Source organism: Pseudomonas sp. IPO3778, from assembly GCF_013386825.1.
Taxonomy (GTDB): Bacteria; Pseudomonadota; Gammaproteobacteria; order Pseudomonadales; family Pseudomonadaceae; genus Aquipseudomonas.
This window is the reverse complement of record NZ_JACARC010000033.1, coordinates 23387-45791: the sequence shown is the minus strand read 5'-3', so window position 1 is coordinate 45791 and position 22405 is coordinate 23387. Positions and strand designations below refer to the sequence as shown.

The 22405-nt window shown below is 60.8% G+C and carries 22 protein-coding genes; 8 read left to right on the top strand and 14 right to left on the bottom strand.

Features of this window, described 5'->3' with window-relative positions; genetic code table 11:
* Positions 1-25: 25 nt before the first annotated feature.
* From HX855_RS16180 to HX855_RS16160, 5 genes are all read right to left on the bottom strand, one after another.
* Positions 26-1240, bottom strand: coding sequence for an MFS transporter (locus tag HX855_RS16180; RefSeq protein WP_177089060.1), 1215 nt, complete (start codon positions 1238-1240; stop codon positions 26-28).
* 5 nt (positions 1241-1245) lie between these two features.
* Positions 1246-1575, bottom strand: coding sequence for a hypothetical protein (locus tag HX855_RS16175; protein ID WP_177089061.1), 330 nt, complete (start codon positions 1573-1575; stop codon positions 1246-1248).
* Between the two features lie 2 nt (positions 1576-1577).
* Entirely contained in the window at positions 1578-2141 is a 564-nt protein-coding gene (locus tag HX855_RS16170) for an isochorismatase family protein (RefSeq protein ID WP_177089062.1), read from the bottom strand.
* Positions 2142-2168: 27 nt separating this feature from the next.
* Complete coding sequence (locus tag HX855_RS16165) at positions 2169-2621, bottom strand: MarR family winged helix-turn-helix transcriptional regulator (RefSeq protein ID WP_177089063.1); 453 nt, start codon at positions 2619-2621, stop codon at positions 2169-2171.
* Positions 2622-2813: 192 nt separating this feature from the next.
* A complete protein-coding gene (locus tag HX855_RS16160; RefSeq protein ID WP_177089064.1) occupies positions 2814-3605 on the bottom strand; it encodes a helix-turn-helix domain-containing protein in 792 nt (263 codons plus the stop codon).
* A gap of 124 nt (positions 3606-3729) precedes the next feature.
* Here HX855_RS16160 and HX855_RS16155 point away from each other — a divergent pair, with 124 nt between their 5' ends.
* The gene (locus HX855_RS16155; protein WP_177089065.1) at positions 3730-4656 is read left to right on the top strand and encodes a DMT family transporter; all 927 of its coding nucleotides are present in this window, start codon (positions 3730-3732) and stop codon (positions 4654-4656) included.
* A 62-nt stretch (positions 4657-4718) separates the two neighbouring features.
* Here HX855_RS16155 and HX855_RS16150 read toward each other — a convergent pair whose 3' ends face one another.
* Positions 4719-5474 carry an SDR family NAD(P)-dependent oxidoreductase gene (locus HX855_RS16150; RefSeq protein ID WP_177089066.1) on the bottom strand — a complete coding sequence of 252 codons (756 nt, stop codon included), beginning with the start codon at positions 5472-5474 and terminating at the stop codon, positions 4719-4721.
* A gap of 100 nt (positions 5475-5574) precedes the next feature.
* On the opposite strand from HX855_RS16150, the gene HX855_RS16145 reads away from it, so the two are divergent.
* Complete coding sequence (locus HX855_RS16145) at positions 5575-6204, top strand: TetR/AcrR family transcriptional regulator (RefSeq protein WP_218175953.1); 630 nt, start codon at positions 5575-5577, stop codon at positions 6202-6204.
* A 66-nt stretch (positions 6205-6270) separates the two neighbouring features.
* Positions 6271-7380, top strand: coding sequence for a low specificity L-threonine aldolase (locus HX855_RS16140; protein WP_177089067.1), 1110 nt, complete (start codon positions 6271-6273; stop codon positions 7378-7380).
* Positions 7381-7394: 14 nt separating this feature from the next.
* On the opposite strand, the gene HX855_RS16135 is transcribed toward HX855_RS16140, so the two are convergent.
* Entirely contained in the window at positions 7395-8390 is a 996-nt protein-coding gene (locus HX855_RS16135) for an AraC family transcriptional regulator (protein WP_177089102.1), read from the bottom strand.
* 64 nt (positions 8391-8454) lie between these two features.
* Here HX855_RS16135 and HX855_RS16130 point away from each other — a divergent pair, with 64 nt between their 5' ends.
* The 3 genes from HX855_RS16130 (at position 8455) to HX855_RS16120 (ending at position 11941) form a co-directional block, all read left to right on the top strand.
* Positions 8455-9687: an MFS transporter gene (locus HX855_RS16130; protein ID WP_177089068.1), complete on the top strand. Its 1233-nt coding sequence runs from the start codon at positions 8455-8457 to the stop codon at positions 9685-9687.
* A 208-nt stretch (positions 9688-9895) separates the two neighbouring features.
* On the top strand, positions 9896-10879 hold the full coding sequence (locus HX855_RS16125) for a DUF1852 domain-containing protein (protein WP_177089069.1): 984 nt from the start codon (positions 9896-9898) through the stop codon (positions 10877-10879).
* A gap of 27 nt (positions 10880-10906) precedes the next feature.
* Positions 10907-11941 (top strand): methionine synthase, encoded by a 1035-nt coding sequence (locus tag HX855_RS16120; RefSeq protein WP_177089070.1) that lies wholly within the window; start codon positions 10907-10909, stop codon positions 11939-11941.
* 96 nt (positions 11942-12037) lie between these two features.
* On the opposite strand, the gene HX855_RS16115 is transcribed toward HX855_RS16120, so the two are convergent.
* Both HX855_RS16115 and HX855_RS16110 read right to left on the bottom strand, forming a co-directional pair.
* Positions 12038-13183 carry a serine hydrolase domain-containing protein gene (locus tag HX855_RS16115; RefSeq protein ID WP_177089071.1) on the bottom strand — a complete coding sequence of 382 codons (1146 nt, stop codon included), beginning with the start codon at positions 13181-13183 and terminating at the stop codon, positions 12038-12040.
* A gap of 4 nt (positions 13184-13187) precedes the next feature.
* On the bottom strand, positions 13188-14255 hold the full coding sequence (locus tag HX855_RS16110; RefSeq protein WP_177089103.1) for a fatty acid desaturase: 1068 nt from the start codon (positions 14253-14255) through the stop codon (positions 13188-13190).
* Between the two features lie 272 nt (positions 14256-14527).
* On the opposite strand from HX855_RS16110, the gene HX855_RS16105 reads away from it, so the two are divergent.
* On the top strand, positions 14528-15091 hold the full coding sequence (locus tag HX855_RS16105) for a recombinase family protein (protein ID WP_177089072.1): 564 nt from the start codon (positions 14528-14530) through the stop codon (positions 15089-15091).
* Positions 15092-15253: 162 nt separating this feature from the next.
* Here HX855_RS16105 and HX855_RS16100 read toward each other — a convergent pair whose 3' ends face one another.
* Together HX855_RS16100 and HX855_RS16095 are read right to left on the bottom strand one after the other, a co-directional pair.
* A complete protein-coding gene (locus HX855_RS16100; protein ID WP_177089073.1) occupies positions 15254-15721 on the bottom strand; it encodes a thiol-disulfide oxidoreductase DCC family protein in 468 nt (155 codons plus the stop codon).
* 243 nt (positions 15722-15964) lie between these two features.
* Complete coding sequence (locus tag HX855_RS16095) at positions 15965-17302, bottom strand: MFS transporter (RefSeq protein WP_177089074.1); 1338 nt, start codon at positions 17300-17302, stop codon at positions 15965-15967.
* Positions 17303-17543: 241 nt separating this feature from the next.
* On the opposite strand from HX855_RS16095, the gene msrA reads away from it, so the two are divergent.
* A complete protein-coding gene (msrA, locus tag HX855_RS16090) occupies positions 17544-18050 on the top strand; it encodes a peptide-methionine (S)-S-oxide reductase MsrA (protein ID WP_177089075.1) in 507 nt (168 codons plus the stop codon).
* 236 nt (positions 18051-18286) lie between these two features.
* On the opposite strand, the gene HX855_RS16085 is transcribed toward msrA, so the two are convergent.
* The 3 genes from HX855_RS16085 to HX855_RS16075 are packed head-to-tail and all read right to left on the bottom strand — an operon-like array spanning position 18287 to position 22352.
* Positions 18287-19630, bottom strand: coding sequence for a cytochrome c (locus tag HX855_RS16085; protein WP_177089076.1), 1344 nt, complete (start codon positions 19628-19630; stop codon positions 18287-18289).
* A gap of 17 nt (positions 19631-19647) precedes the next feature.
* Positions 19648-21900 (bottom strand): molybdopterin cofactor-binding domain-containing protein, encoded by a 2253-nt coding sequence (locus tag HX855_RS16080; protein ID WP_177089077.1) that lies wholly within the window; start codon positions 21898-21900, stop codon positions 19648-19650.
* Entirely contained in the window at positions 21900-22352 is a 453-nt protein-coding gene (locus HX855_RS16075; protein WP_088422484.1) for a (2Fe-2S)-binding protein, read from the bottom strand. The genes HX855_RS16080 and HX855_RS16075 overlap by 1 nt, the downstream gene beginning before the upstream one ends.
* Between the last annotated feature and the right edge of the window lie 53 nt (positions 22353-22405).

Below are 22405 nucleotides of genomic sequence, written 5' to 3'. Positions count from 1 at the left end.
TCCCACATTGGATTGGGTTTGCCTGTCAGATTTTCTTTGGTCGATCCAGCTTGCGCGTCAGGGTGTAGATCGCCACCCCGGCCGCCAGGATGCCTGAGGCTGCGCCGACTGCCAGTGCCCAGCGTGGGCCCAGGTGGTCGGCCACCCATCCCACAATCGGTGCACCAATCGGTGTGCCGCCAAGGGCCACGCCTACCCGCAGTGCGATCACCCGGCCGCGCATGGCGGGTTCGGTGGTGAGTTGCATCAGGCTGTTGGTGGTGTTGCTGAAGGTCAGGGCACCCACGCCGATGATCACCAGCGCCCCGGCGAACAGCCAATAGTTCGGCGCAATGGCCGCCAACGTGCACCCCACCCCAAACACCAGCGCGCCGTACAGCAGCGATTTGAAGTGCGGCCGCTCGCGACCGGCGGCGAGCAGGGCCCCGGCGATGGTGCCGATGGCCAGGGTCGACGTCAGCAGGCCATAGCCGCGGGCATCGGCGTGGAACACGGTGACGGCCATGGTCGAGATGAAAATCGGAAAATTCATGCCGAAGGTGCCGATCAAAAACAGCATGATCAGGATCGCCATCAGGTCCGGTCGCGCCCACACATAGCGCAAGCCTTCGGTGAGGCTGCCCTTGGTGCGCAGTGCCCGCAGGCGGGTGTGCAGGCCGGAAACCCGCAGCAGAAACAGCGAGGCCAGCACCGCGAAAAAGCTCGCGCCGTTGAGCAGGAAGGCCCAGCCAGTGCCCACCGATGCAATGGTCACCCCAGCCACCGCCGGGCCAATCATGCGGGCCATGTTGAACGAGGTGGAGTTGAGCGCGATGGCATTGGACAGGTCGGCCTCGCCGACCAAGTCGGCCACGAAAATCTGCCGCACGGGTGCATCGAACGCCGAGGCGCAGCCGGACAAAAATGCGAACACATACACGTGCCACAGCTGGACGATCCCCGTGAGGGTAAACACCCCGAGCATCAGCGCCAGCACGCCCATCACGCCCTGGGTGACGATCAGCAGCTTGCGCTTGTCGTAGTGATCCGCCGCAAAACCGGTCCAGGGCAACAACAGCAATTGCGGCCCGAACTGCAGCGCCATGACGATGCCGACGGCCGAGGCGTTGTGCGGGGTGAGCTGGGTCAGCACCAGCCAGTCCTGGGCCGTGCGTTGCATCCACGTGCCGATATTCGACACCAGGGCGCCGGCGGCCCAGATGCGGTAATTGACGTTGCGCAGCGAGCGGAAAATACCCATGGAACTCACACCGGCCTTGACGTATTGCCACCGTTGAAACGCCCGAAGTGCTGGGCCAGGAACAGGCTCAGCGCCAAGGCCCCAAGCCCGAGCGCCAGCACATCAGCGGTGCTGTTGAGTTCGAAATCCCCGACCCGGCAGACCAGCACGTAGCCGATCACCAGGTTGAAAAACCCCCAGAGCACATTCAGCGTCGAGGAAGACCGCCCTTGCCCGCGAGGCGTGGCAAACGGCGTCTGGAACGCCTGGCCCATCACGCCGGCGACGCAGTGCGGCACCGCGTTGGCAAGCACCACACCGCCGAAGAAATAAGACACCAGCTCATGCCATTGCATCGTCACACCTCCCTGGTTTCAAGCAAGCCGATGATGGCTTGCGCGGTGCCGGTTTCCCCCAGCTTCGGGAACACCTGATGCAGGCTGTAGTGATGGGCCTCGGGATTCGTGTCGGTCATGGCGTCGATGGCCAGGGTCACGTTGAAACCCGCTTCATAGGCCTGGCGCGCGGTGGACTCCACGCCGGTGCCGGTGGCCACTCCGGTGATCACCACCTGGGTCACGCCGCGGGCCTTCAACTGCGCCTCAAGATCAGTGCTGGCGAAGGCGCCCCAGGTGCGTTTGGTCACCACGATGTCGCCGGGTTGCTGACCGAGTGCGGGCAGCAGGTCGGCCCATCCCGGTGGGAACACATCGCTGCGCCGTGGCCGTTCGGTGCGCCCGGGTGCAAAGCCTGTGACGTTGACCAGCACCGCCGGCAAGCCGCGTTCACGGAACCCGTCGAGCAGTGCACGGGAGCGCTCCACCACACCCTCGATGGGGTGGATGAACGGGTATTCGGCAATGCCTTTTTGCAAGTCCACGATGATCAGTGCGGTGTTGGGATCCAGCGAGGTGACGGCCATGGGATGTCCTCAAACGGGAAGGGGGGCTCAAAAATCGGCGAGGCGCTCCAGCAGCTTTACCGCCGCCGCGAGTTCAGCGTGTTCTTCGGCAGATAATTGCTCCTGCAGCGCCCGCAGCAGCCAATCGTCCTTGGCCGCCCGGCTGGCGATAAGGTGTTTGCGAAAGCCGGGTGTCAGCTCGATCAGGGTTTGGCGCCCATCGCTGGGGTCGGGTTTGCCCATGACGGCTTTCATCGTCTCAAGCCCGGCCACGGTGATGCGCATGGACTGCGGGCGTACGCTCTCGGCCCGGGCCAGGGCCGAGACGGTGCTGGGCCCGTCACGGTCCAGGCGCAGCAGCACCGACTTCTGGGCGGAGGTGAAATCATTCGGATGGGTTTGTTCCCGCAACCGTCGCGTCAGCTTGCCCAGGGAGATGCGCAGTTCGGCGGCCAGGGCGGCGGCGGGTTGGGGTTCTGGGGTGCTGGAGGATCTGTTCATGCCCGGACATTAGCATGCGTGCAGAAAAACTGTACAGTTTAGCTGTATGAATTTTTTGTCAGAAAACCCTGTGCATCACCCTTCACTGTAGGAGCGAGCTTGCTCGCGAAAAACGTCAACGATAACGCGTACTTTCAGGTAAACCGTGTCGCCCTCAAGTGCTTCGCGAGCAAGCTCGCTCCTACAGGATGCCTATCCCAGTTTTGCCCGGCGATACTCATCGGGTGTCTCGCCCGTGAGCTTGCGGAACATGCTGATAAAGGCTGACGAACTGCTGTAGCCAAGGTCCAGCGCGATGGTCTCGACGGTGGCACCGCTTCGCAGCAGGCTGAGGGAATGCATGACCTTGAGCCGTTGTTTCCAGTGGGCGAGCGACATGCCCAGATCCCGCTGGCAACGCCGCAGCAGTGTGCGCTCGGTGGCGTTGACCAGGCGCGCCCAGTCGGCCAGGGAGCGGTCGTCTGCCGGGTTCTGTTCCAGGGCTTCAAGGATGGGCGACAGCACCGGGTCGTTGGAGCCGGGCAGGTAGGAGCCCACACGGGAGGTTTGATTCAGCTTGTCCAGCAGCACGTACAGCAGGCGCCTGTCTTCCTCGGTTTGAACCGGCGCCGGCGGTGAGGCCCGCAGCTCGTCCAGCAAAGCGCGGATCAACGGCGTGATCGTCAAGGCGCAGGCGGTGTCCGGCAGCCGTTCACACAACGGCTGCGTGATATACAGCGAAGCGTGATAGGCCTCCTGGCGATTCAGCGCCAGGTGCTCGGCCTCGGGCGGCAGCCACAGGCCAAATTGCGGCGGCACGATGAAGTGCTCGTCGGCCAGTTTGATCTCCATCACACCACTGAACGAATACACAAATTCGCCCCACGGATGTCGGTGCCACGGGTAGGTCGTCAAGGCCTGCATCTGCGCAGCGCGAAAGTACAGGGGCGCCGGCAATTCATCGGTGAACGGCGCAACGACCCGGTGGGCAAATGGCTTGTTCATGAGGCTCACACAACTGGGGCTGGTCGAATGGCTATTGTGCGCTATCGCTTGTCGTTTTGGCGCTATATCCAGCGGTTCCGCAGGTTGCAGACTCCGCCCCTATAAACGTGGGTGGGAGAGTGTCGTGGATAAGCGTCAGCCGATTGATGGGCCAGCTGCGGTCATGATGACCGTGATGTGTGCCATCTGGGGCCTTCAGCAAGTGGCCATCAAGGTCGCCGCGCCGGATATTGCGCCGATCTTCCAGATCGCCCTGCGCTCCGGCATTGCCGCTGTGCTGGTGGGCGTGATCCTGATCCTGCGCCGCAACACCCTGACGTTGAACCGCGACACCTGGCGCGGCGGGCTGCTGGTGGGCACCTTGTTTGCCCTGGAGTACGTGGCCGTGGGCGAGGGGCTGCGCTATACGTCGGCTGCGCACATGGTGATTTTCCTGTACACGGCGCCGATCTTTGCGGCCATCGGGTTGCACATCCGGTTCCCCAGTGAACGGCTGACGGCGGTGCAGTGGGGCGCAATCCTGTTGGCGTTTGCGGGTGTGATCGTGGCGTTTTTCGCCCCGGGTGAAAGCACTGCCTCGATGGCCGATCAACGCCTGGGCGATGCGCTGGGGTTGCTGGGGGCTGTGGCCTGGGGTGCTACAACCGTCACCATCCGCTGTTCCCGGCTGGCCGAAGCGCCGGCGCCCCTGACCTTGTTCTATCAGTTGGCCGGGGCCTTTGTGATCCTGGCTGCACTGGCGTGGGCCACCGGGCAGACCCGGGTGCATTTCTCGGGCATAACGCTGGCGAGCCTGGCGTTCCAGACGGTGGTGTTCTCGTTCCTGAGCCTGCTGGTGTGGTTCTGGATGCTCGGCCGTTACCTGGGGTCGCGCCTCGGTGTGCTGTCGTTCATGACGCCGTTGTTTGGCGTGGTGTTCGGCGTGTGGTTGCTGGACGAGACCTTGCAGTCATCGTTCATGGTGGGCTCGCTGTTGGTGCTGGTGGGGATTGTGGTGGTGAGTGGGCATGATCTGCTAAGACTGCGCATGGCCAGGCTCGTCAAGGGCTGACCCGGTCATGCTGATTCAGTGCGATCACCGTTGAGGGGAGCGCCGCCCGTGGGGTTTACACATCACCACGGGATGCTCTCATTTTCCCATCGTGTAAACGTGCCGGAGGGATCGTTCGGCCCGAACCGCGCAACCCGGACCACTTCTCGCGAGCCCTCCTCGAGCGTCGACGTGCCCTGGTAATTATTCAGCGCAGTGCTGGTGAACTCGGGGGATACGAGGTTTACCTTGATGCCATCGTGCTCATGTTCGATCAACATCGACAGGGCGATGATATTCATCGCGCTCTTGGAGCCGGCGTAGGCGGGGTTGTAGAGCTTTCGATAAGGGAAGGCGGGGTCCGCGTTCAGCGTCAGCGACGCAACACCGCTGGATACATTGACGATGCGGGCGTCGGTGGACAGTCGCAGCAGCGGCAACATCGCCTGGTAGACCGCCAGCACACCGAACACGTTGGTTTCCCAGACCCTGCGCACTTCGTCCAGGGAGACCTTGCTGGCGGCATACGCGCTCGTGTAGTCCTCAAGGGCGACGTCGTTTCTTTCCGATCGCGAGATCGCCGCGTTGTTGACGAGTAAATCCAGGCGCCCGTACTCAGCACTGATGTGCTGTGCCGCAGCGGCGATCGACGCGGGGTCGGTCACATCGAGCTGCACCGCGTGTGCACCGGGCCCTATCGCCGTCGCAGCGGCCACTCCCCGTTCAATGTTGCGTGAACCCACCAGGACGGTTACGCCATCTTTCGCCAGTTCCTTGGCCACCTGAAAGCCAACGCCCTGATTAGCGCCAGTGATCAATGCTATACGTGTGTGCTGCATCGCAGACTCCTGATACTGGTAAAGGGAACGCGTAAGGTTATAATCGGAACGCGCTCCGAATATAAGCGGAGCGCGATCCGTTTATCAATGGGATGTTGTCTTGACCGATAAAACAACCGATCCGCACAGTCGTGCTGCGCCCCCGGAACGCCGGATACGCGCCGACGCACAACGAAACCTTTTGATCCTGCTGCAGGCCGCCAAAGAGGTGTTTGCCGAAGCCGGTATTGACGCGCCGGTGCGAGATATCGCCGACCGCGCCGGTGTGGGGATTGGTACCGTGTACCGGCATTTCCCCAAGCGCCCGGACCTCATTGCCGCCGTATTCCGCCAGGAAATCGATGCCTGCGCGGATGCTGCCGAGGGCCTGGCCGCCGAGCACCCGCCGTTTGCTGCACTGGCGTTGTGGATGCAGACATTTGTCGAGCTGGCCTCGACGAAGCGCGGGCTCGCCCAGGCGTTACATTCGGGCGACCCTGCATTTGACGCGCTGCCCGCACGACGAGATGAGCGACTTTGGCCGGCCTTTCGCAAGCTTTTCAATGCGGCACTGGCGGCCGGTGAAATCCGCGACAGTGTCGACGCCGATGACTTTCTCAACGCCGCCGCCACGTTGTGCATGTCGGTGAACGGAACACAGCCTGGCCAGGCGGAACGCCTGGTCACGCTCCTCGTCGACGGGTTACGCCATGGCGCGGGCCGGCCGGGCAGCAGCGACAGCGAGCGTTAAACGCGGCTACCGTGTCTCACACTCAGGCATGCCTGAGGCATCTTTCTCCTGCACAGGCGCTCTACCGTGATACCAAACACTGACGAAGAACGCCGCCAACTCAAGGCGGCCTGCACCGTCGAGATCAGCGGCTTTGCAGAACCCACGCCGGCCCAGTGGTTCCAGGAAATGGCGGATTGGGCCCAGGCCAACCAGGTGTCCCATGACAACTATGGCGGCGGTGCGCTGATCGAAGGCTTTGAAGCCAAGGTGGCCGAACTGCTGGGCAAACCCGCTGCGGTGTTCATGCCCAGCGGGGTGATGGCCCAGCTGATTGCGGTCAATATCTGGAGCGAACGAGCCCGGCTGCCGCGCTTCGGCATCCATGCGTCTTCCCATTTGCAGTTGCACGAAGATCAGGCGTTTCAGGCGTTGTTGCGCTTGCATGGGGTGATGGTGGGGCATCGGTTACGCCCGATCCTGGCCGACGACCTGTCAGCCATTGCCGAGCCACTGAGCTGCCTGGTGGTGGAGCTGCCTGCCCGCGAGATCGGTGGGCAGTTGCCTGAATGGGATGAGTTGGAAGCCCTGAAAGCTACCGCTGCCGCCTCGGGTACACCGCTGCATATGGACGGTGCCCGCCTATGGGAAACCCGGGCCTACTACCAGCGCTCCTACGCGGAAATTGCTCAAGGTTTCTCCTCCGTCTACGTCTCGGCGTACAAAGGCCTCGGCGGCATCGCCGGCTCGCTGCTGGCCGGTGATACCGACTTTATCAACCAGGCACGGTTGTGGCGTAAACGCCTGGGCGGCACCTTGATCAAGCAAAGCCCCATGGTGGTCTCCACGGCCATGCGCTTTGATCAACGCCTGGCGATGCTGGAGGCCTGTTATCAGCGGACCTTGAGCCTGGCGACCTGCCTGCAGGGAATTCCCGGCATTCGCATCCTGCCGCGCACGCCTCAGGTGAACATGCTTCACGTGTGTTTCGACGCAGACCGGGCGGCGCTGCTCAACGCCCGTGATGAGATTGCCCGCGAGCACGGGCATTGGCTGTTCACCCACCTGGAACCCACCGAGGTACCGGGGTGGTGCAAGACCGAGTGCTATGTGGGTGATCGACTATTGGGCGTGGAGGATGAGCGGATCCTGCAACTGTTCACGGCCTTGATGGGGCGGGCGACTCAACAGGATTGAGGCCAGCGCTGCGCTTAAACCAGCTGTCGCCGGCTGGCCCCCGGCGGCTGCCCCGTGACGCGCTTGAATGCCCGGCTGAACGCCGCCTGGGAGTTATAGCCAAGGCGCTGCGCCACAGTTTCGATCGGCAGCCGCTCCAGCGTCAGCCACTGGCTGGCCAGGCGCATCCGCAGTTCGGTGGCGTAGCGCAGCGGTGGCAGGCCGAGGGTGCTTTGAAAGTGCTGGGCGAATACCGAGCGGGAGGTATGACATTGCGCCGCCAGTTCCTCCACCGTCCAATCGCGCCCCGGCTGTTGGTGCAACGCCAACAGAGCCTTGGCCAGGCGCGGGTCGCGTAACGCAGCCACCAGCCCGGACGCATTCCCGCACGCACACTCAACCCAGCCTCGAACCACCATGGCCGCCACCACGTCCGCCAGGCGCGCGAGGATGCCGGCGAAGCCGATGCGGGCGCTGCTGACTTCACGCTCCATGGCCGCCAGGATCGGCATCAGCCCCGGATAACGCTGGCCCTTGGCGTCGATCAGCATGAGGTCCGGCATCAGGCGGCCAAGGCCGTGCAAACTTCCCAGCTCAAACTCCATGCAGCCGCTGAAGAGCAGGGTGCTTTGATCCACGCCCACATCGAGCCGGGCATCCACCGCACACACCGCATCACCGAGGGACGCCGCATCAAAGCTGTCGATGGCTTGCACCGGCACCTCCGGGCTGGACAGCAACTGGTGGGCGCCCCCATGGGAGATAAATACCGCATTGCCAGGCGTCAGCTCGTACGGAGTGCCGTCCTCGGTACGCAAGGTGACGCAGCCGGCGGCGATAAGGTGGAAGTAGGCGTGCCCGGGTTTGGCCGGGAAACCCAGGCCAAACGCCGGCCCGGCCTGGATACGCCGGTACTCGACACCCCGCAGGCGCATGTCGCGCAGCAGCTCGTTGATGAGGTCAGAGGACACGTCGAAGGGTTCTGGAGGCATCATTTCCGGGGTTTCGGTAAAGGATTCAAGATTTTGCATCATAGATCATCCTGCCCGTCGTACCTAAACTTCCGGTCGCGATAACTTTTGGAGGCGGTGGGTGATGAGCAATAGTGTGTGTGATGCAGTACCCGGTGTGGAGGCCGCCCCTGCGGCACCCGCCTGGATGGCGGTGTTTTCGTTGGCGATGGGCGTGTTCGGACTGCTCACGGCGGAGTACCTGCCGGCCAGCTTGCTGACGCCGATGGCGGCCGAACTCGGCGTCTCGGAAGCCTTGGCCGGTCAGGCGGTGACGGTCACGGCGGTGATCGCCTTGTTCGCCGGGCTGCTGGTGCCGGGCCTGACTCGTGGCATCGACCGGCGTGTGGTGCTGCTGGCCTTCAGCGCCCTGATGATCTGTTCCAACCTGCTGGTGGCGGTCTCGTCGAGCCTCACGGTGTTGCTGCTGATGCGCGTCTTGCTGGGCATCGCCCTCGGCGGTTTCTGGAGCATGGCGGCGGCGGTGGCGATGCGGCTGGTCCCGGCGGCGCTGTTGCCCCGTGCGTTGTCGATCATCTTCAGCGGCATCGCGGTGGGCACGGTCGTGGCCGTACCGCTGGGCAGCTTTTTGGGCGGTCTTTATGGATGGCGCAGCGCGTTTCTGGCCGCGGCTGCCGTGGGGGGCGTGACCCTGGTTTTCCAGCTGTTCACATTGCCGCCGCTCGCACCCCGCAGGACCGCACGCTTGAGGACAGTGCTCGACGTCCTGCTGCGCCCGGGCATCGCCGTGGGCATGTTGGGGTGCGTGCTGGTGCACACCGGGCACTTTGCGTTGTTCACCTACATCCGGCCTTTCCTGGAAAGCACCACCGGCGTCGGCGCCGAAGGGCTGGCGCTGATGCTGCTGGGCTTCGGTGTTGCGAACTTTGCCGGCACGCTGCTGGCCGGATGGCTGCTGGTGCGTCTGCCCCGGGGCACCCTGGTGCTGATGCCGGCGCTGGTGGGCGTTGCGGCACTCGCCCTGGCGCTGTTGCCGGCTACCGTGACGGGCCAGGTGTGGCTGTTGATGCTCTGGGGCCTGGCGTTTGGCGGTGTGCCGGTGGCCTGGTCGAACTGGGTGGCGCGGGCCGTGCCCGATCAGGCCGAAAGCGCTGGCGGCATGGTAGTGGCCTCGGTGCAGTCGGCGATTGCCGCCGGGGCGGCGGCGGGCGGCGCGATGTTCAGCTTCAGTGGGATTGACGGGGTGTTTGTTGCGGCGGGGGTGTTGATGCTGTTGGCGGCGCTGTTGATTGCGTTGAAGGTGAAGGTTGAAGCGCCTGGGCAAGGCGCAGAGGCGGGAGCGCCATTTCATCTTTGAAAAATACTGGTTACGCACACAGTCGGTGGCAGCACTATTCCATCATGAAGAGGGCTAAAGAGTTGGTGAAATCAATTCATTATTACTCAGTCAATGGCTCAGCCTAAAATACCTCTTAATTATAGATAATATGAAGACTGCCGGGTCCAAGCCAGAAAAGTGCTAGATAAATTCAGGGTTGCCCCGGAAAACAGGGTGTCAGATTATAATGAATAAAGAGTTTGTATTTACGATCAAGAGCATTTGTTTTGACGAGAATTATCATCCCTCGGAAAATACGCGCATCACCACCAACTTTGCTAATTTGGCGAGAGGGAAGAATCGTCAGGAGAACTTGCGCAACACGTTGAGAATGATCGACAACCGTTTCAATGCGTTGGCCCACTGGGATAATCCCAAGGGGGATCGTTATACCGTCGAGCTTGAAATCATCTCTGTTGAGATGGACATTGACGCTGAAGCCGGCAGTCATGCCATTCCGTTGATTGAACTATTGAAAACGAATATCGTTGATCGAAAAACCAATGAGCGATTTGAAGGCATTATAGGGAATAACTTCTCCTCCTACGTGAGGGACTATGATTTCAGCGTGGTGTTGTTGGGGCATAACAAGGATCAGCCAACGTTCAGTACGCCAGATGATTTTGGAGACTTGCATGGCAAGCTGTTCAAGTGCTTCGTGAACTCAAGTGCTTACAGGGATAACTTTAAAAAGTCGCCGGTCATCTGCCTGAGCGTTTCCAATACCAAGACTTATCACCGGACTGAAAACCAGCACCCGGTGCTGGGTATTGAGTACGAGCAGGATGAGTATTCGTTGACGGATGAGTACTTCAAGAAAATGGGGCTGAAGGTCCGCTATTTCATGCCTTCAAACAGTGTTGCGCCCTTGGCTTTTTATTTTTCCGGTGACTTGCTCAGTGATTACACCACTCTTGAGCTTATCAGCACCATCAGCACGATGGACACTTTCCAGAAAATTTACCGGCCCGAGATTTACAATGCGAACTCCACCGCAGGAAAGTCCTATCAGCCGAGTTTGAAGCACCAGGATTATTCATTAACACTCATTGTTTATGATCGAGAGGAACGTAGCCGGCTGGCGATTGAGCAGGGGAAATTTGTTGAGGAGCACTTCATCAAACCCTACCAGGCCAAGCTTGAGCGGTGGTCCGCCCACTGCGCCTTTTAAATCATTAATAATACAAGGTCATCTATCATGAAAAAGCTATTGCCCACTTCAACGGCTGGCAGCTTGCCAAAACCCTCCTGGCTTGCACAGCCCGAGACACTTTGGTCGCCCTGGAAGTTGCAAGACGAGGAATTAGTCGAGGGCAAACAAGATGCCCTGCGTTTGGCGCTGCAAGAACAACAGCATGCCGGTATTGATATCGTCAGTGATGGCGAACAAACCCGCCAACACTTCGTCACCACGTTTATTGAGCACCTGAGCGGCGTTGATTTCGAGAAACGTGAGACCGTAAGAATTCGTGATCGCTATGACGCGAGCGTGCCGACGGTGGTGGGTGCGGTTACTCGGCAAAAGCCGGTGTTTGTTGAAGATGCCAGGTTTCTGCGTCAGCAAACCGATCAACCCATTAAATGGGCGCTGCCTGGCCCTATGACCATGATCGATACGCTGTATGACAACCATTATAAGAGTCGCGAAAAACTGGCCTGGGAATTCGCCAAAATTCTCAATGAAGAAGCCCGGGAACTGCAGGCTGCCGGCGTTGATATTATTCAGTTTGACGAGCCCGCCTTTAACGTTTTCTTTGATGAAGTGAATGAGTGGGGCGTTGCCACCCTGGAAAGGGCCATTGAAGGCCTAAAATGTGAAACGGCCGTGCATATTTGCTATGGCTATGGCATCAAGGCCAACACGGACTGGAAGAAGACGCTGGGCTCGGAGTGGCGTCAATATGAAGAGGCGTTTCCAAAGCTGCAGAAATCCAGCATCGATATTATTTCGCTGGAATGCCACAACTCCCATGTTCCAATGGACCTCATTGAGCTCATTCGGGGTAAAAAAGTGATGGTAGGGGCCATTGATGTGGCATCCGATACTATTGAAACCCCGGAAGAAGTCGCCAACACGCTACGCAAAGCCCTTCAGTTTGTGGACGCCGACAAGCTCTATCCTTGCACCAACTGTGGCATGGCTCCTTTGTCTCGTGGTGTCGCGAGAGGCAAGCTGAATGCGTTAAGCGCAGGCGCCGAAATCGTTCGAAGAGAACTCTTGAATCTGCGCTGAAATACAGGCGGAAGGGGCGCGATAGTTTAAAAAAATACCGCGCTGCTTCAGGCCCTTTTTGGAACTCAGGGGAAAACAGTCGCCCTGAGCGTGAATTCAAAGCGCCCCATAGACAAGGGACGATAGCCGGCCAGGGCGGGGATCAATCATCGTATGGCTGCCCGAGGTCGTGGTAACAAAACCAAAGCTCACGCGCTTTTCGGGATCGGCGAAGCTTATCGGACCGCCAAGCCCGATATGACCAAAGGTGTTCGGGCCCATTGCGTGGGAAGCCATCGGGTCGCGTTGCTGCTCCAGCATGCAGCCCAAGCCATAACGCATGGGGCGCATCCATACCCGATCCATGCCATGGCTGTGCTCTCGCGTGAACTCACTGAGCAGCTCGCGACCGATATAGTGTCCCGCCAGTAACGCACTGTAGAAACCGGCCAGGCCGTGAGCCGTGCCATGCCCGCACACACCGGGTTGCCGATAGGCCCACCAGCGCGGGTCACTGGTTCGCCTGGGCACCATCCCGGGGTTGGTGAAGGCCAATGTCGCGATGTGCGATGGCTGGTTTTTCAGCACGGTGCGCAACGCTTGCGAGTAAGGATCACCCACTCGCCCCGTGGCATTGTCGAAGCGGGCGATGCGATGAAAGTGTTTTTCGTCCACGCCCAGGTGAACGTCCAGGTCATGGGGCTCCAGAATCTGTTCGTGGATAAACACACAGGGATCTCGTCCGTCCACCCGACGAATCAACTCACCGAGAATCCAGCCAAACGTGGTGGTGCCGTACCCCAGGTCTGTTCCCGGTTCCCACCAAAGCGGCTCGGCCTCCAGCACCCGCACCATATGCTCCCAGTCGTACATCACGGCGTTATGGTCGGGTGCCCGCAGCGCCGGCAGGCCTGCGGTGTGGTTCATCACCTGGCGCAAAGTGACCTTGGCTTTCCCGTGCTGGGCGAACTCCGGCCAGTAGCGGGCCACTGGGGCATCCAGCTCCAGCTTGCCCGCCTCAACCAGCATCAGAACGGCCACCGCCACATAGGGTTTTATAACGCAGAAGGTATTGGCCAGCGTATCGCGTGCCCAAGGCTTCGTGCCTGCCTGATCCGCCATGCCGGCCCACAGGTCGACAACCCTCTCGCCGTCTACCTGCACACAAAGCCCGGCCCCACGCTCCTGCGGATCATCAAACATCTCCTCGAAAGCCTGCCTGACTGCGTCGAACTGCGTCGCACACATCCCTTGCGCGTTCATGAGCTCACCCCCGCGACCGAGTTTGAGAGTGCCCCATGGAAAAACGGTTCGCACGTTTATAGGTGCCGAAGTCATTGAACCTGACACCGGCCTGCGCCATGACGTTATGCGCATAAGGTGCCGTCATCTGACGAAGGTAGAACGGGTCTCTCACCACGAAATGGTGAATGCTGTGAGTGCTGCCGAAGTTGAAACAGAACATCTGGAACGGCCACAACCACCAAGGGTTCATTACCTGCGTTTGTTGTAGCGCATTACGGGGGGCGACATCACCGTAATAGTGCATGTTTGAACTTATAAAAAACAGGCAGAACTGCCGGATCATATTGGGCGCGATCAGGATAACTACCGCGCTATTGATGACATTCATGAACGCCAGCGTCGCAGCCGAACTCTGAATGTCCTGGCCCATGAATGACCCCGCCCACACATACAGGTGGTAGCCGAGGAACACATACCAACACCCCCAGTACAAAAGCCCGAAAGGTGTATTGAGTCGGATAATCTTGCCTAACAATCTGACCTTTTGCCGCCATCCCGGCGCAAAAACCGCGTTTAGAAAACCAAATACAAAACCGTCGATCAGTTTCAATAAGCGGAGTATTCCCCAAGGGCTGCCACTGGTTGTGATCCACGCCTCGACATCCGTATCCGTTCCGGATTCCTTATGATGATGAAAGTGCAGATTGCGTCTTAACCAGGGACTCGGCATTCCCGGCCGGGCCAGCCAGCAGAAAAACATCATGGCATTATGGGCCAGCGGCTGCTTTCGGAAATAAAGCCGATGAATCAAGTCATGTTCGATCTCATGAATGAACGACGTGAGCAGCGCATTGATCAGGATACACGTCCAGGCGGGGATGAAGCCCTTAATGTAGAGCCCTCCCGTCACGACCATCCCGACCAGGGAAAACACCATGACACTCGCCCCCAGAGCATTCTGGTGCTGCAGGATCGGGTAACGTTTGCGCAGATAATTTCCATGCTCGGTAATGCTGCGGGTTACATGCTCAATCTTTTCCTGATCGGTCGTCAGGCGATCAATGTCTATCGCGTTTTCCATGACGTTCATCAATTCATCCTCTGCTTGCTTCGGGCTATAAAACAGCGGGCATTCAAATTCACTGCGTAAATTCACGCGAGGTCATTCGGTAAAAGTGAAGTCGACTGTTTTTCTTGCACTTGTTAGGAATATTGCAGGCTTTAAAATGATAAGGTAAGTTCAACTCTTTGCAACTGTGTATTTTGGGTGGGTTCAGTATTACAGGTGTAAGGAATTAATGGTTTAGTTACAGCTTGTACAAGTACAAAACGACTTTGTACAGGTATTGCCAAGGAGGCACCATGAGATTGCATCGCATCAAATATTTCCGGCTTTCTTTACAAGAACCTGAGGGCGCGATAGAGGAAATAACAAGCCCTGATGTATTTGACGCAATGTTTTGCGATGAGCGTGCAGACAATGCCGCGAATCGCGCAGGCCTTGAGCGGCTGATTCGCTACCTGCAGCCCGGGGACACTGTCGTCGTGGACAGCATGGCCTCGCTCACCTCCAGTACCGAGCAACTGTGCAGCATCATTCGCCGGCTGATTGAAAAGCAGGTAACGCTGGAATTTTCCAACGAAAACCTGATCTTCCGGCATGACTGCCTTGAAGTGGTGGAGCCCATCATTGCGGTCATGGAACTGGTCGCGCAGTTCGAGCGCACTGCGGCGAGGGAAAAACAGGCCGCTGGAATTGCTACCGCCAGGAATCGCGGGTCCTACGGTGGTCGCAAGAAAAAACTGTCTGACACTCAGGTTGTTAGTTTGATTGACCGCGCCTGCGCTGGAGAAAGCAGATCCAAATTGGCGCGCGATTTTGAGATCAGTCGCCAGACGCTTTATCGGTACTTGAGATCTACGTAGGGGCGGCTAATATCGCGCCCGCGCCGGATCATCTGCAGGGCCATCTACTGTTCGCTCTGAAGCGCGCTCGGTTCAGTCTGAGGTGTTTGATTACATTGAGCAGGTCACACAGGCTCTGTTGGGAGAGCACGCGCTGGAAAAACAACGGATCGAGGAGGGCGATTAATTGCTGCGGTCAACTGTCGTGTCATTCAAGAACCGCCGTTCATGGTCCGGGTCCGGCAACAGGCAGGTGTCGTACTTTCCGAACAGCCGATAGCGATTGCGCGCGATGCGATCGTAAACCCAATCCCGAACGAATCGCGGGATGGCCCGCAGCACCAGCAAGGGGCGCCAGCGGGCAGGCAGTTGCGCGATGATTTCGAGCACCGCCTCCGAACGCGCCCAGTAATGCCGGTCGCGGATCACGGTGAGGGTCTCGAACTGATCCAGCGGCAACCCGGCCCAGGCTAAGAGTGCCTGGCCTTCGGGCGATTGCACCGTGGCCAACCGCACGCGGTGGCGGTGGTCGTAGCGAATCAGGAACCTTGCCCAGCCGTTGCACAGCTTGCACACGCCGTCGAACAACACCACGGTTTCGCCGGGCTTGAGGAGTGGCGCGGGGGTGGGGCGGGTTTGGGAGGCGGGCATGAGGGTGGGTCCAGTCGGGCCGGGTCAGCCTGGATCATACCCGCGTTCGTTCGCACTGTTTACTCAGGGAGTGGCGATCCAATAAACCAAGATATTCCAGTGTGGGAGCTGTCGAGCTTTAGCGAGGCTGCGATGGCGTCGGCACTGCCCACATTGCTGTTGCCTGAGCCACCGCTATCGCAGCCTCGCTAAAGCTCGACAGCTCCCACAGGGGATGTTTGTTGTCTTGGGTGTTGTGTTCGCTTAACGCGACAACACCGCCGCCGGGCCTTTTTCCTCGGTGCCCACCTCATGCAGTGAAATCCGTGACGTCTCCGGCAATGCCAACCCGCCCGCTAACGCCAGCAACGCTACCGCAATCAGGTAAAACGCCGGTGACAGGTTGCTGCCCGTAGTGCTGATCAACCACGTCGCCATTAACGGTGCCGTGCCGCCGAAGATCGTATACGCCATGTTGTAAGTAATCGCCGACGCGGTATACCGCGTGCGCGTGGGAAAGGTCTCCGACAGCAACGCCGCCGTGACAACCCCACACAACACCGCGCCCACCGCCAGCAGCATCACCCCGACGATAGACGCCGCGAACGAGCCGGAACTGGCCATCAGGAACGACGGGTACACCACCACGATCAACAACACACACGCCGTCATCACCGTGACCCGACGCCCCACCCGATCCGAATACAACCCCGCCAACGGGCAAATCGCTGCCGCGAAAATCAGTGCAATCAGCGACACCAGCAATGCCACCGCCCGGCTCAACCCACCCGCCACTTGCAGGTACGTCGCGAAGTAGGTGGTGAACATATAAAACGACAGCGCGGTGAGCGATACAAAAGCGCCCAGGCAGCAGATCGCCGCACCATGGTTGCGCAAGGTTTCTTTGAGCGGGGAGTGGGCGACCGCGTGTTCCTGCTTCACCGCCTGGAAGGCCGGCGTCTCGTCCAGCTTCCAGCGCAGGTAAAGCCCCACCAGGCCCAGCGGTGCGGCGATCAGGAATGGCAAGCGCCAGCCCCAACTGCCCATCGCCTCGGTCGACAACGACGCTTCCAGCGCATACGCCACCACGGCCGCTGCGGCGAAGGCGGAAAAGGTCGACACCGGCACAAAACTGCCATACCAGGCGCGTTTGTCACTCGGTGCGTGCTCCATCAGATAGGCACAGGCCCCGGCGTATTCGCCCCCGGCGGAGAAGCCCTGGGCGCAGCGGATCAGCGTCAACAGAATCGGCGCCGCCACGCCGATGGCGGCGTAGGTGGGCAGCAGGCCGATCAATGTGGTGGCGCCGGCCATCAGCAAGATCGTCATGGCCAGCGTGCGTTTGCGCCCGATGCGGTCGCCGAGCATGCCGAAGAAAATCCCGCCCAAGGGCCGGAAGGCGAAGGCCACCGCAAACACCGCAAAGGTCTTGAGCAGCGCCGCGCTGGCGTCGCCACTGGGGAAGAATTGTTGGGCGATGGTGGTGGCGAGGAAGCCGTAGACGGCGAAGTCGAACCACTCAACGAAGTTACCGATGCCGGCAGCGATGATCACGCGTCGCAGGGTTTGGGGGCTGACCTGTTCGGTGGTGGGGCTCGTCATGGGGGAAGGCCTCGGCGGTGGTAGGGGGATGATGGATTATCGGGGGCAGGGGTTGGGCGGCGGGGCTCAAAAGAGTCGTCCGCATAGTCAGTAGCGACTTGCCGGGGTTGGAGTACGCAGGATTTGGGCCAGGTAAGGCGGGGGACTCTCGACGGGCGGCGCTGGTAACCCGGCGTTCAACCTTGGTATTACGTAACCCGGCCCCATAACTAGGGCTGTATCCATCCAGGGGAAGAACACCATGACCAACCACACCGAAACCGCCATCCTCGCCGGCGGCTGCTTCTGGGGCATGCAAGACCTGTTGCGACGCTACCCCGGCGTGCTGCAAACCCGCGTCGGCTACACCGGCGGCGACGTGCCGAATGCCACCTACCGCAACCACGGCAACCACGCCGAAGCCATCGAGATCGTTTTCGACCCGGCGGTAATCACTTACCGGCAGATTCTTGAGTTCTTTTTCCAGATCCACGACCCAAGCACACCCAACCGCCAGGGTAATGACCTGGGGCCCAGCTACCGTTCGGCGATTTACTACCTGAGCGAACAGCAGCGCGACGTGGCGCAAGACACCGCGGCGGATGTGGATGCGTCAAAACTGTGGCCAGGCCGGGTGGTGACCGAGATCGAACCGGCGGGGCCGTTCTGGGAGGCGGAGCGGGAGCATCAGGATTACCTGGAGCGAATTCCCAACGGCTACACCTGCCACTTCATCCGGCCGAACTGGAAGCTGCCGAAACGCGCATGACGGCCGACTGATTCTTCAGTCGAACCCGGTTCAAAATGTGGGAGCTGGCTTGCCTGCGATGCAGGCATCTCGGTCCACCCGAAAAACCACAGTCCAAATGTGGGAGCGGGCTTGCTCGCGAAGGCGGTGTGTCAGCCAGCAAATTATTTACTGACCCACCGCCTTCGCGAGCAAGCCCGCTCCCACATAAAGCAGCCCCCTGCACAAAGCGCCTCCCACACAATGCGCCTATCCCATCAACGCATCTGCAAGATGATTGGGCTGCTGCTCGCCGGGCCTGTGTGCTCACGCAACTTGCCCACCGCCTTCGCATCCACCGCACCGCCCTGATTGCCCCAGGTGCCGCGCACAAACGTCAGCACTTCAGCAATCTCCTGGTCCGACAGCTGCTCGCGAAACGCCGGCATGCGATAAGCGTCTGCCACATTTGCCGCTACCACCCGCTGTGAGCCATTGAGGGTGATATTGATCGCCGAGGCACTCTCCTTGATCAGCGCAGAGGTGGCCCCCGCCAGCGGCGGCATCCAGTCCGGTTGCCCTTTGCCTTCCAGCCCGTGACACGAAGCGCAGCGGGTCACATAGGTATGGGCGCCGGGCACATCCTGATGCTCCGCAGCCGACACCGCCTGATACTGCCAGGCCGGCCCATCCCGTTGCTCATCCCCCGGCAGCGACCTGAGGTAGTGCGCAATCGCCGCCAAGTCATCGTCGTTCATAAACTGCGTGGAGTTGTTGAACGCCTCGGTCATCGAGCCATAAACCACCGCATGTTTATTGCGACCGGTCTTCAGGAACTGCACCACTTCCGGCTCACTCCAGCGCCCCAGGCCGGTGTTGTGATCGTCCCGCAGGCTCGGCGCGTACCAGCCATCCAGCAAGCCTCCGGCGAGGTACGGCTTGCCGCCCTCATCCAGCGCTTTCTCGTTAAAGGCCAAACCCCGAGGCGTGTGGCAACTGCCGCAATGCCCCGGCCCCTGCACGATGTAGGCGCCACGGTTCCACAGCTCATCCTTCCCGGCCTTCGCGACATAAGGCTTGCTGTCAGTGAACACGCCATTCCACAGCGCAATTGGCCACCGCATGTTCAAGGGCCACGGGATCGAGCTGGGCACATTGGCCTGCCGCACCGGCGCCACGCCCTTCATGAAGAACGCATACAACGCCTTCACATCATCGTCGCTGAGCTTGGCATAAGACGGATACGGCATCGCCGGGTACAGCCGGCGCCCACCCGGCGCGACACCGTGGCGCACCGCGCGGTCGAAGTCGGCGAGGCTGTAGCGGCCAATCCCGGTTTCCGGGTCTGGCGTGACGTTGGTGGCGTGGATCGAGCCCAGCGGCGTGGCCATCTCCAGGCCACCGGAAAACGGCGCGCTGTTGGGCACGCTGTGGCACGCCACACAGTCGCTTAGCCGGGCGACATACTCGCCTCGGGCGACCAGCGCCGGCTCCATCGCGACAGGCTCGGCACCCAGCGACGAAGCAGGCTCACGGGTGACATACCAGGCCAGCAGGCCTGCCGCGACCAGGCACGGCAGCGCCAGCCAGCCAGCGGTTCTTGCGAATCGACGGTTGTTCATAAGTGCTCAGGCCCCGGTCAGGTGAAGGAGTGGCGGCTTAACGGCATGCTGCGCACGCGCTGCCCCGTCAACGCCGCAACGGCGTTGGCCACGGCAGGCGCCACGGCGGGCAGCGGTGGTTCACCAATGCCGCCCATTTTTTCCCCGCTCTCGATCACGCGCACGTGCACCCGCGCCATCCGCGACGGCGGCAGCACCGGGTACAAATCGTAGTTACGCGCCCGAGGCAGGCCGTCCACATACACCGCCTCTTCCAACAGCACCTGAGACAAACCCAGGGACACCGCCCCATTCACCTGCGCCTCGACAATCGCCGGGTTGACGATGCTGCCCGGGTCGACCGCCTGCCAGATGTCATGCACCTTGACCTGGCCATTCTCGATCGACACCTCGGCAATCACCACCGTCTGCGTGCCGAACGGCGACGCCATCGCCACCCCACGCGCACGCTTGCTGCCGTCTTCGGCGACAAACGGGCCACGCTTCCAGCCCCCCGACAAATCACCCACGGCCTTCAGCAGCGTGGTCAGCCGCGGGTTATCCCGCAGCAGATGCAGGCGCAACTCGAACGGGTCTTTGCCGCCCTTGTCCGCCAGCTCATCCAGAAACGACTCGTAGAAAAAGTCATTCAGCGAGTTACCCACCGAACGCCAATAACCCAGCATCACCGGGCCCTTCACATAAATCTGCGCAATCCGCTTGTTGGGAATCGCATAGGACTTCCCGGACAACCCCTCCAGCGCCGTCGGGTCAATCTTCTCGCCCTGTTTACCGGCCAGGGCCTCAGTCGGCCCCTCGGTGGCACTCACCGCTTCAATCGCCACCGGCCAGCCGTCAGCGTCCAGCGCGCCACGGAAATTTACCGCCGCCACCGGGCGCAGCACATCCCGTAGAAACTCTTCTTCACGGCTCCAGATCATCTTCACCGGGCGCCCGACCGCCTTGGCCAACTCAATCGCCTGCGGGTACGGGCTGGCCGAGTCATACAGGAAATGCCGCCCGAAAAACCCGCCCAACAACGGCGAATGCAGGGTAATCCGCTCCGGCGCCAGGCCGGTGCGCTTGGCAATATCGGCCAGGAACATATCCTGGGCCTGATTCGGCAACCAGATCTCCAGCGAGCCATCAGGCTTGAAACTCGCCAGCGCCGAAGGCGGCTCCAGCTGCGCATGGTGCAGATACTGGTTGTGGTACGTGGCCTCGACCTTGGTCTTGGCATTGGCCAGCGTGCCGGCCACATCACCCTCGTTCTCATCATCCCGGGCCGGGCCGGTTTCTGCGGCCAGGCGCTTGAAATGCTCGTCGCTGGAAAAATCCTTCGGCATCCCGCGCAGCTTCGAATCCGCCGTGGGTTCCAGCCAGTCCACCTGAATCGACTCCACCGCCCGCTTGGCATGCCACCAACGCTCAGCCACCACCGCCACCGCACCCGGCAGGCGATGCACCGAATGCACCCCCGGCATGGCCTTGACCTGGTCCTCATTGCGCAGGCTGCCCACCGTCATGCCCAACCGGGGCGCATGCTGCACCGCCGCGTGGAGCATGTCGTCCACCTTCATATCAATGCTGTACAGCGCCTTGCCGGTGGACTTGTCATACGCATCCAGACGCTTCACCGGCTTGCCGATCCAACGGAACTGGCTCGGGTCGCGCAGCTTCACACTGGCCACATCCGGCACCGGCAGGTCCATCGCCCGCCCGGCCAACTCGCCATACGTGAGGGAACGCCCGGAGGCCGCGTGCACCACCTTGCCCGGCTCGGTCGACAACTCACCCACCGGCACCTTCAGCGCCTGCGCCCCGGCCTCCAGCAACATCGCCCGGGCCAACGCCCCCAGCCTGCGCATCGTCGGGTAACTCATGCGCACCGACATACTGCCGCCGGTGATACGCATGCCATTTTCCATCACCACAAAGGCCTCGCCGGGCGGCGCGCACTCCACCAGGAACGTGGACGGGTCGGCGTCCAACTCCTCGCCGACAATCTGCGCCATCGCCGTGAACGTGCCCTGGCCGCCTTCGATGAAGGGGCTGAGCAAACGAATCGTGTTGTCTGGCCGAATCTCCAGGAACGCCGGCACCTGCGTACCGCGCTCACCGGCGGCCGCCGCCGTGGCCGCCTGCACCCGGCCAGAACCCAGCGGCAACCCAAAACCAATCACCAGCGCACCCACAGCCGTACTGGCCAGGAAACGCCGGCGCGACAGGTTCACCGGATCAGTCAGCGCCGCGACCAAGGGCAGGGCAGCGGGATCAATGCGAACGTTCATCAGGCCTCTCCCTTCGCAAGGTCATGCATCGCTGCATGAATGGCGTTATAGGTGCCACAGCGGCAGAGATTGACCATCGCCGCGTCAATCTGCGCATCGCTCGGCTTGGGTGTGTGCTTGAGCAACGCCGTGGCCGCCATCACCTGGCCGGACTGGCAGTAACCGCATTGAGCGACCTGGAATTCGACCCACGTGGCAACGACCCGTTTGCCCACATCATCCGACTCGATGGCCTCGATGGTGGTGATCTCCCGGCCAACCACCCCGGAGACCGGCGTGACGCAGGAGCGGACCACGTTGCCGTCCACCAGCACGGAGCACGCACCGCACTGCGCCAGGCCGCAGCCGTATTTGGTACCGGTCATGCCCAGGTTGTCGCGGATGACCCAGAGCAGGGGCGTGTCTGGTTCGGCGTCGACTTGGTGGGTCTGCTGGTTAATTCGTAATTCCATGGCTCACCCGCTGATCATCGGTTGGTGTTGCAATTTTTTAGTTTTTTAGGCGG

Excerpts from the sequence above, each read along its gene's own strand:
- HX855_RS16180 (WP_177089060.1), bottom strand. The coding sequence starts at position 1,240 with ATGGGTATTTTCCGCTCGCTGCGCAACGTCAATTACCGCATCTGGGCC.
- HX855_RS16175 (WP_177089061.1), bottom strand. The coding sequence starts at position 1,575 with ATGCAATGGCATGAGCTGGTGTCTTATTTCTTCGGCGGTGTGGTGCTT.
- HX855_RS16170 (WP_177089062.1), bottom strand. The coding sequence starts at position 2,141 with ATGGCCGTCACCTCGCTGGATCCCAACACCGCACTGATCATCGTGGAC.
- HX855_RS16165 (WP_177089063.1), bottom strand. The coding sequence starts at position 2,621 with ATGAACAGATCCTCCAGCACCCCAGAACCCCAACCCGCCGCCGCCCTG.
- HX855_RS16160 (WP_177089064.1), bottom strand. The coding sequence starts at position 3,605 with ATGAACAAGCCATTTGCCCACCGGGTCGTTGCGCCGTTCACCGATGAA.
- HX855_RS16150 (WP_177089066.1), bottom strand. The coding sequence starts at position 5,474 with ATGCAGCACACACGTATAGCATTGATCACTGGCGCTAATCAGGGCGTT.
- HX855_RS16135 (WP_177089102.1), bottom strand. The coding sequence starts at position 8,390 with ATGCAAAATCTTGAATCCTTTACCGAAACCCCGGAAATGATGCCTCCA.
- HX855_RS16130 (WP_177089068.1), top strand. The coding sequence starts at position 8,455 with ATGAGCAATAGTGTGTGTGATGCAGTACCCGGTGTGGAGGCCGCCCCT.
- HX855_RS16125 (WP_177089069.1), top strand. The coding sequence starts at position 9,896 with ATGAATAAAGAGTTTGTATTTACGATCAAGAGCATTTGTTTTGACGAG.
- HX855_RS16120 (WP_177089070.1), top strand. The coding sequence starts at position 10,907 with ATGAAAAAGCTATTGCCCACTTCAACGGCTGGCAGCTTGCCAAAACCC.
- HX855_RS16115 (WP_177089071.1), bottom strand. The coding sequence starts at position 13,183 with ATGAACGCGCAAGGGATGTGTGCGACGCAGTTCGACGCAGTCAGGCAG.
- HX855_RS16110 (WP_177089103.1), bottom strand. The coding sequence starts at position 14,255 with ATGAACGTCATGGAAAACGCGATAGACATTGATCGCCTGACGACCGAT.
- HX855_RS16105 (WP_177089072.1), top strand. The coding sequence starts at position 14,528 with ATGAGATTGCATCGCATCAAATATTTCCGGCTTTCTTTACAAGAACCT.
- HX855_RS16100 (WP_177089073.1), bottom strand. The coding sequence starts at position 15,721 with ATGCCCGCCTCCCAAACCCGCCCCACCCCCGCGCCACTCCTCAAGCCC.
- HX855_RS16095 (WP_177089074.1), bottom strand. The coding sequence starts at position 17,302 with ATGACGAGCCCCACCACCGAACAGGTCAGCCCCCAAACCCTGCGACGC.
- msrA (WP_177089075.1), top strand. The coding sequence starts at position 17,544 with ATGACCAACCACACCGAAACCGCCATCCTCGCCGGCGGCTGCTTCTGG.
- HX855_RS16085 (WP_177089076.1), bottom strand. The coding sequence starts at position 19,630 with ATGAACAACCGTCGATTCGCAAGAACCGCTGGCTGGCTGGCGCTGCCG.
- HX855_RS16080 (WP_177089077.1), bottom strand. The coding sequence starts at position 21,900 with ATGAACGTTCGCATTGATCCCGCTGCCCTGCCCTTGGTCGCGGCGCTG.
- HX855_RS16075 (WP_088422484.1), bottom strand. The coding sequence starts at position 22,352 with ATGGAATTACGAATTAACCAGCAGACCCACCAAGTCGACGCCGAACCA.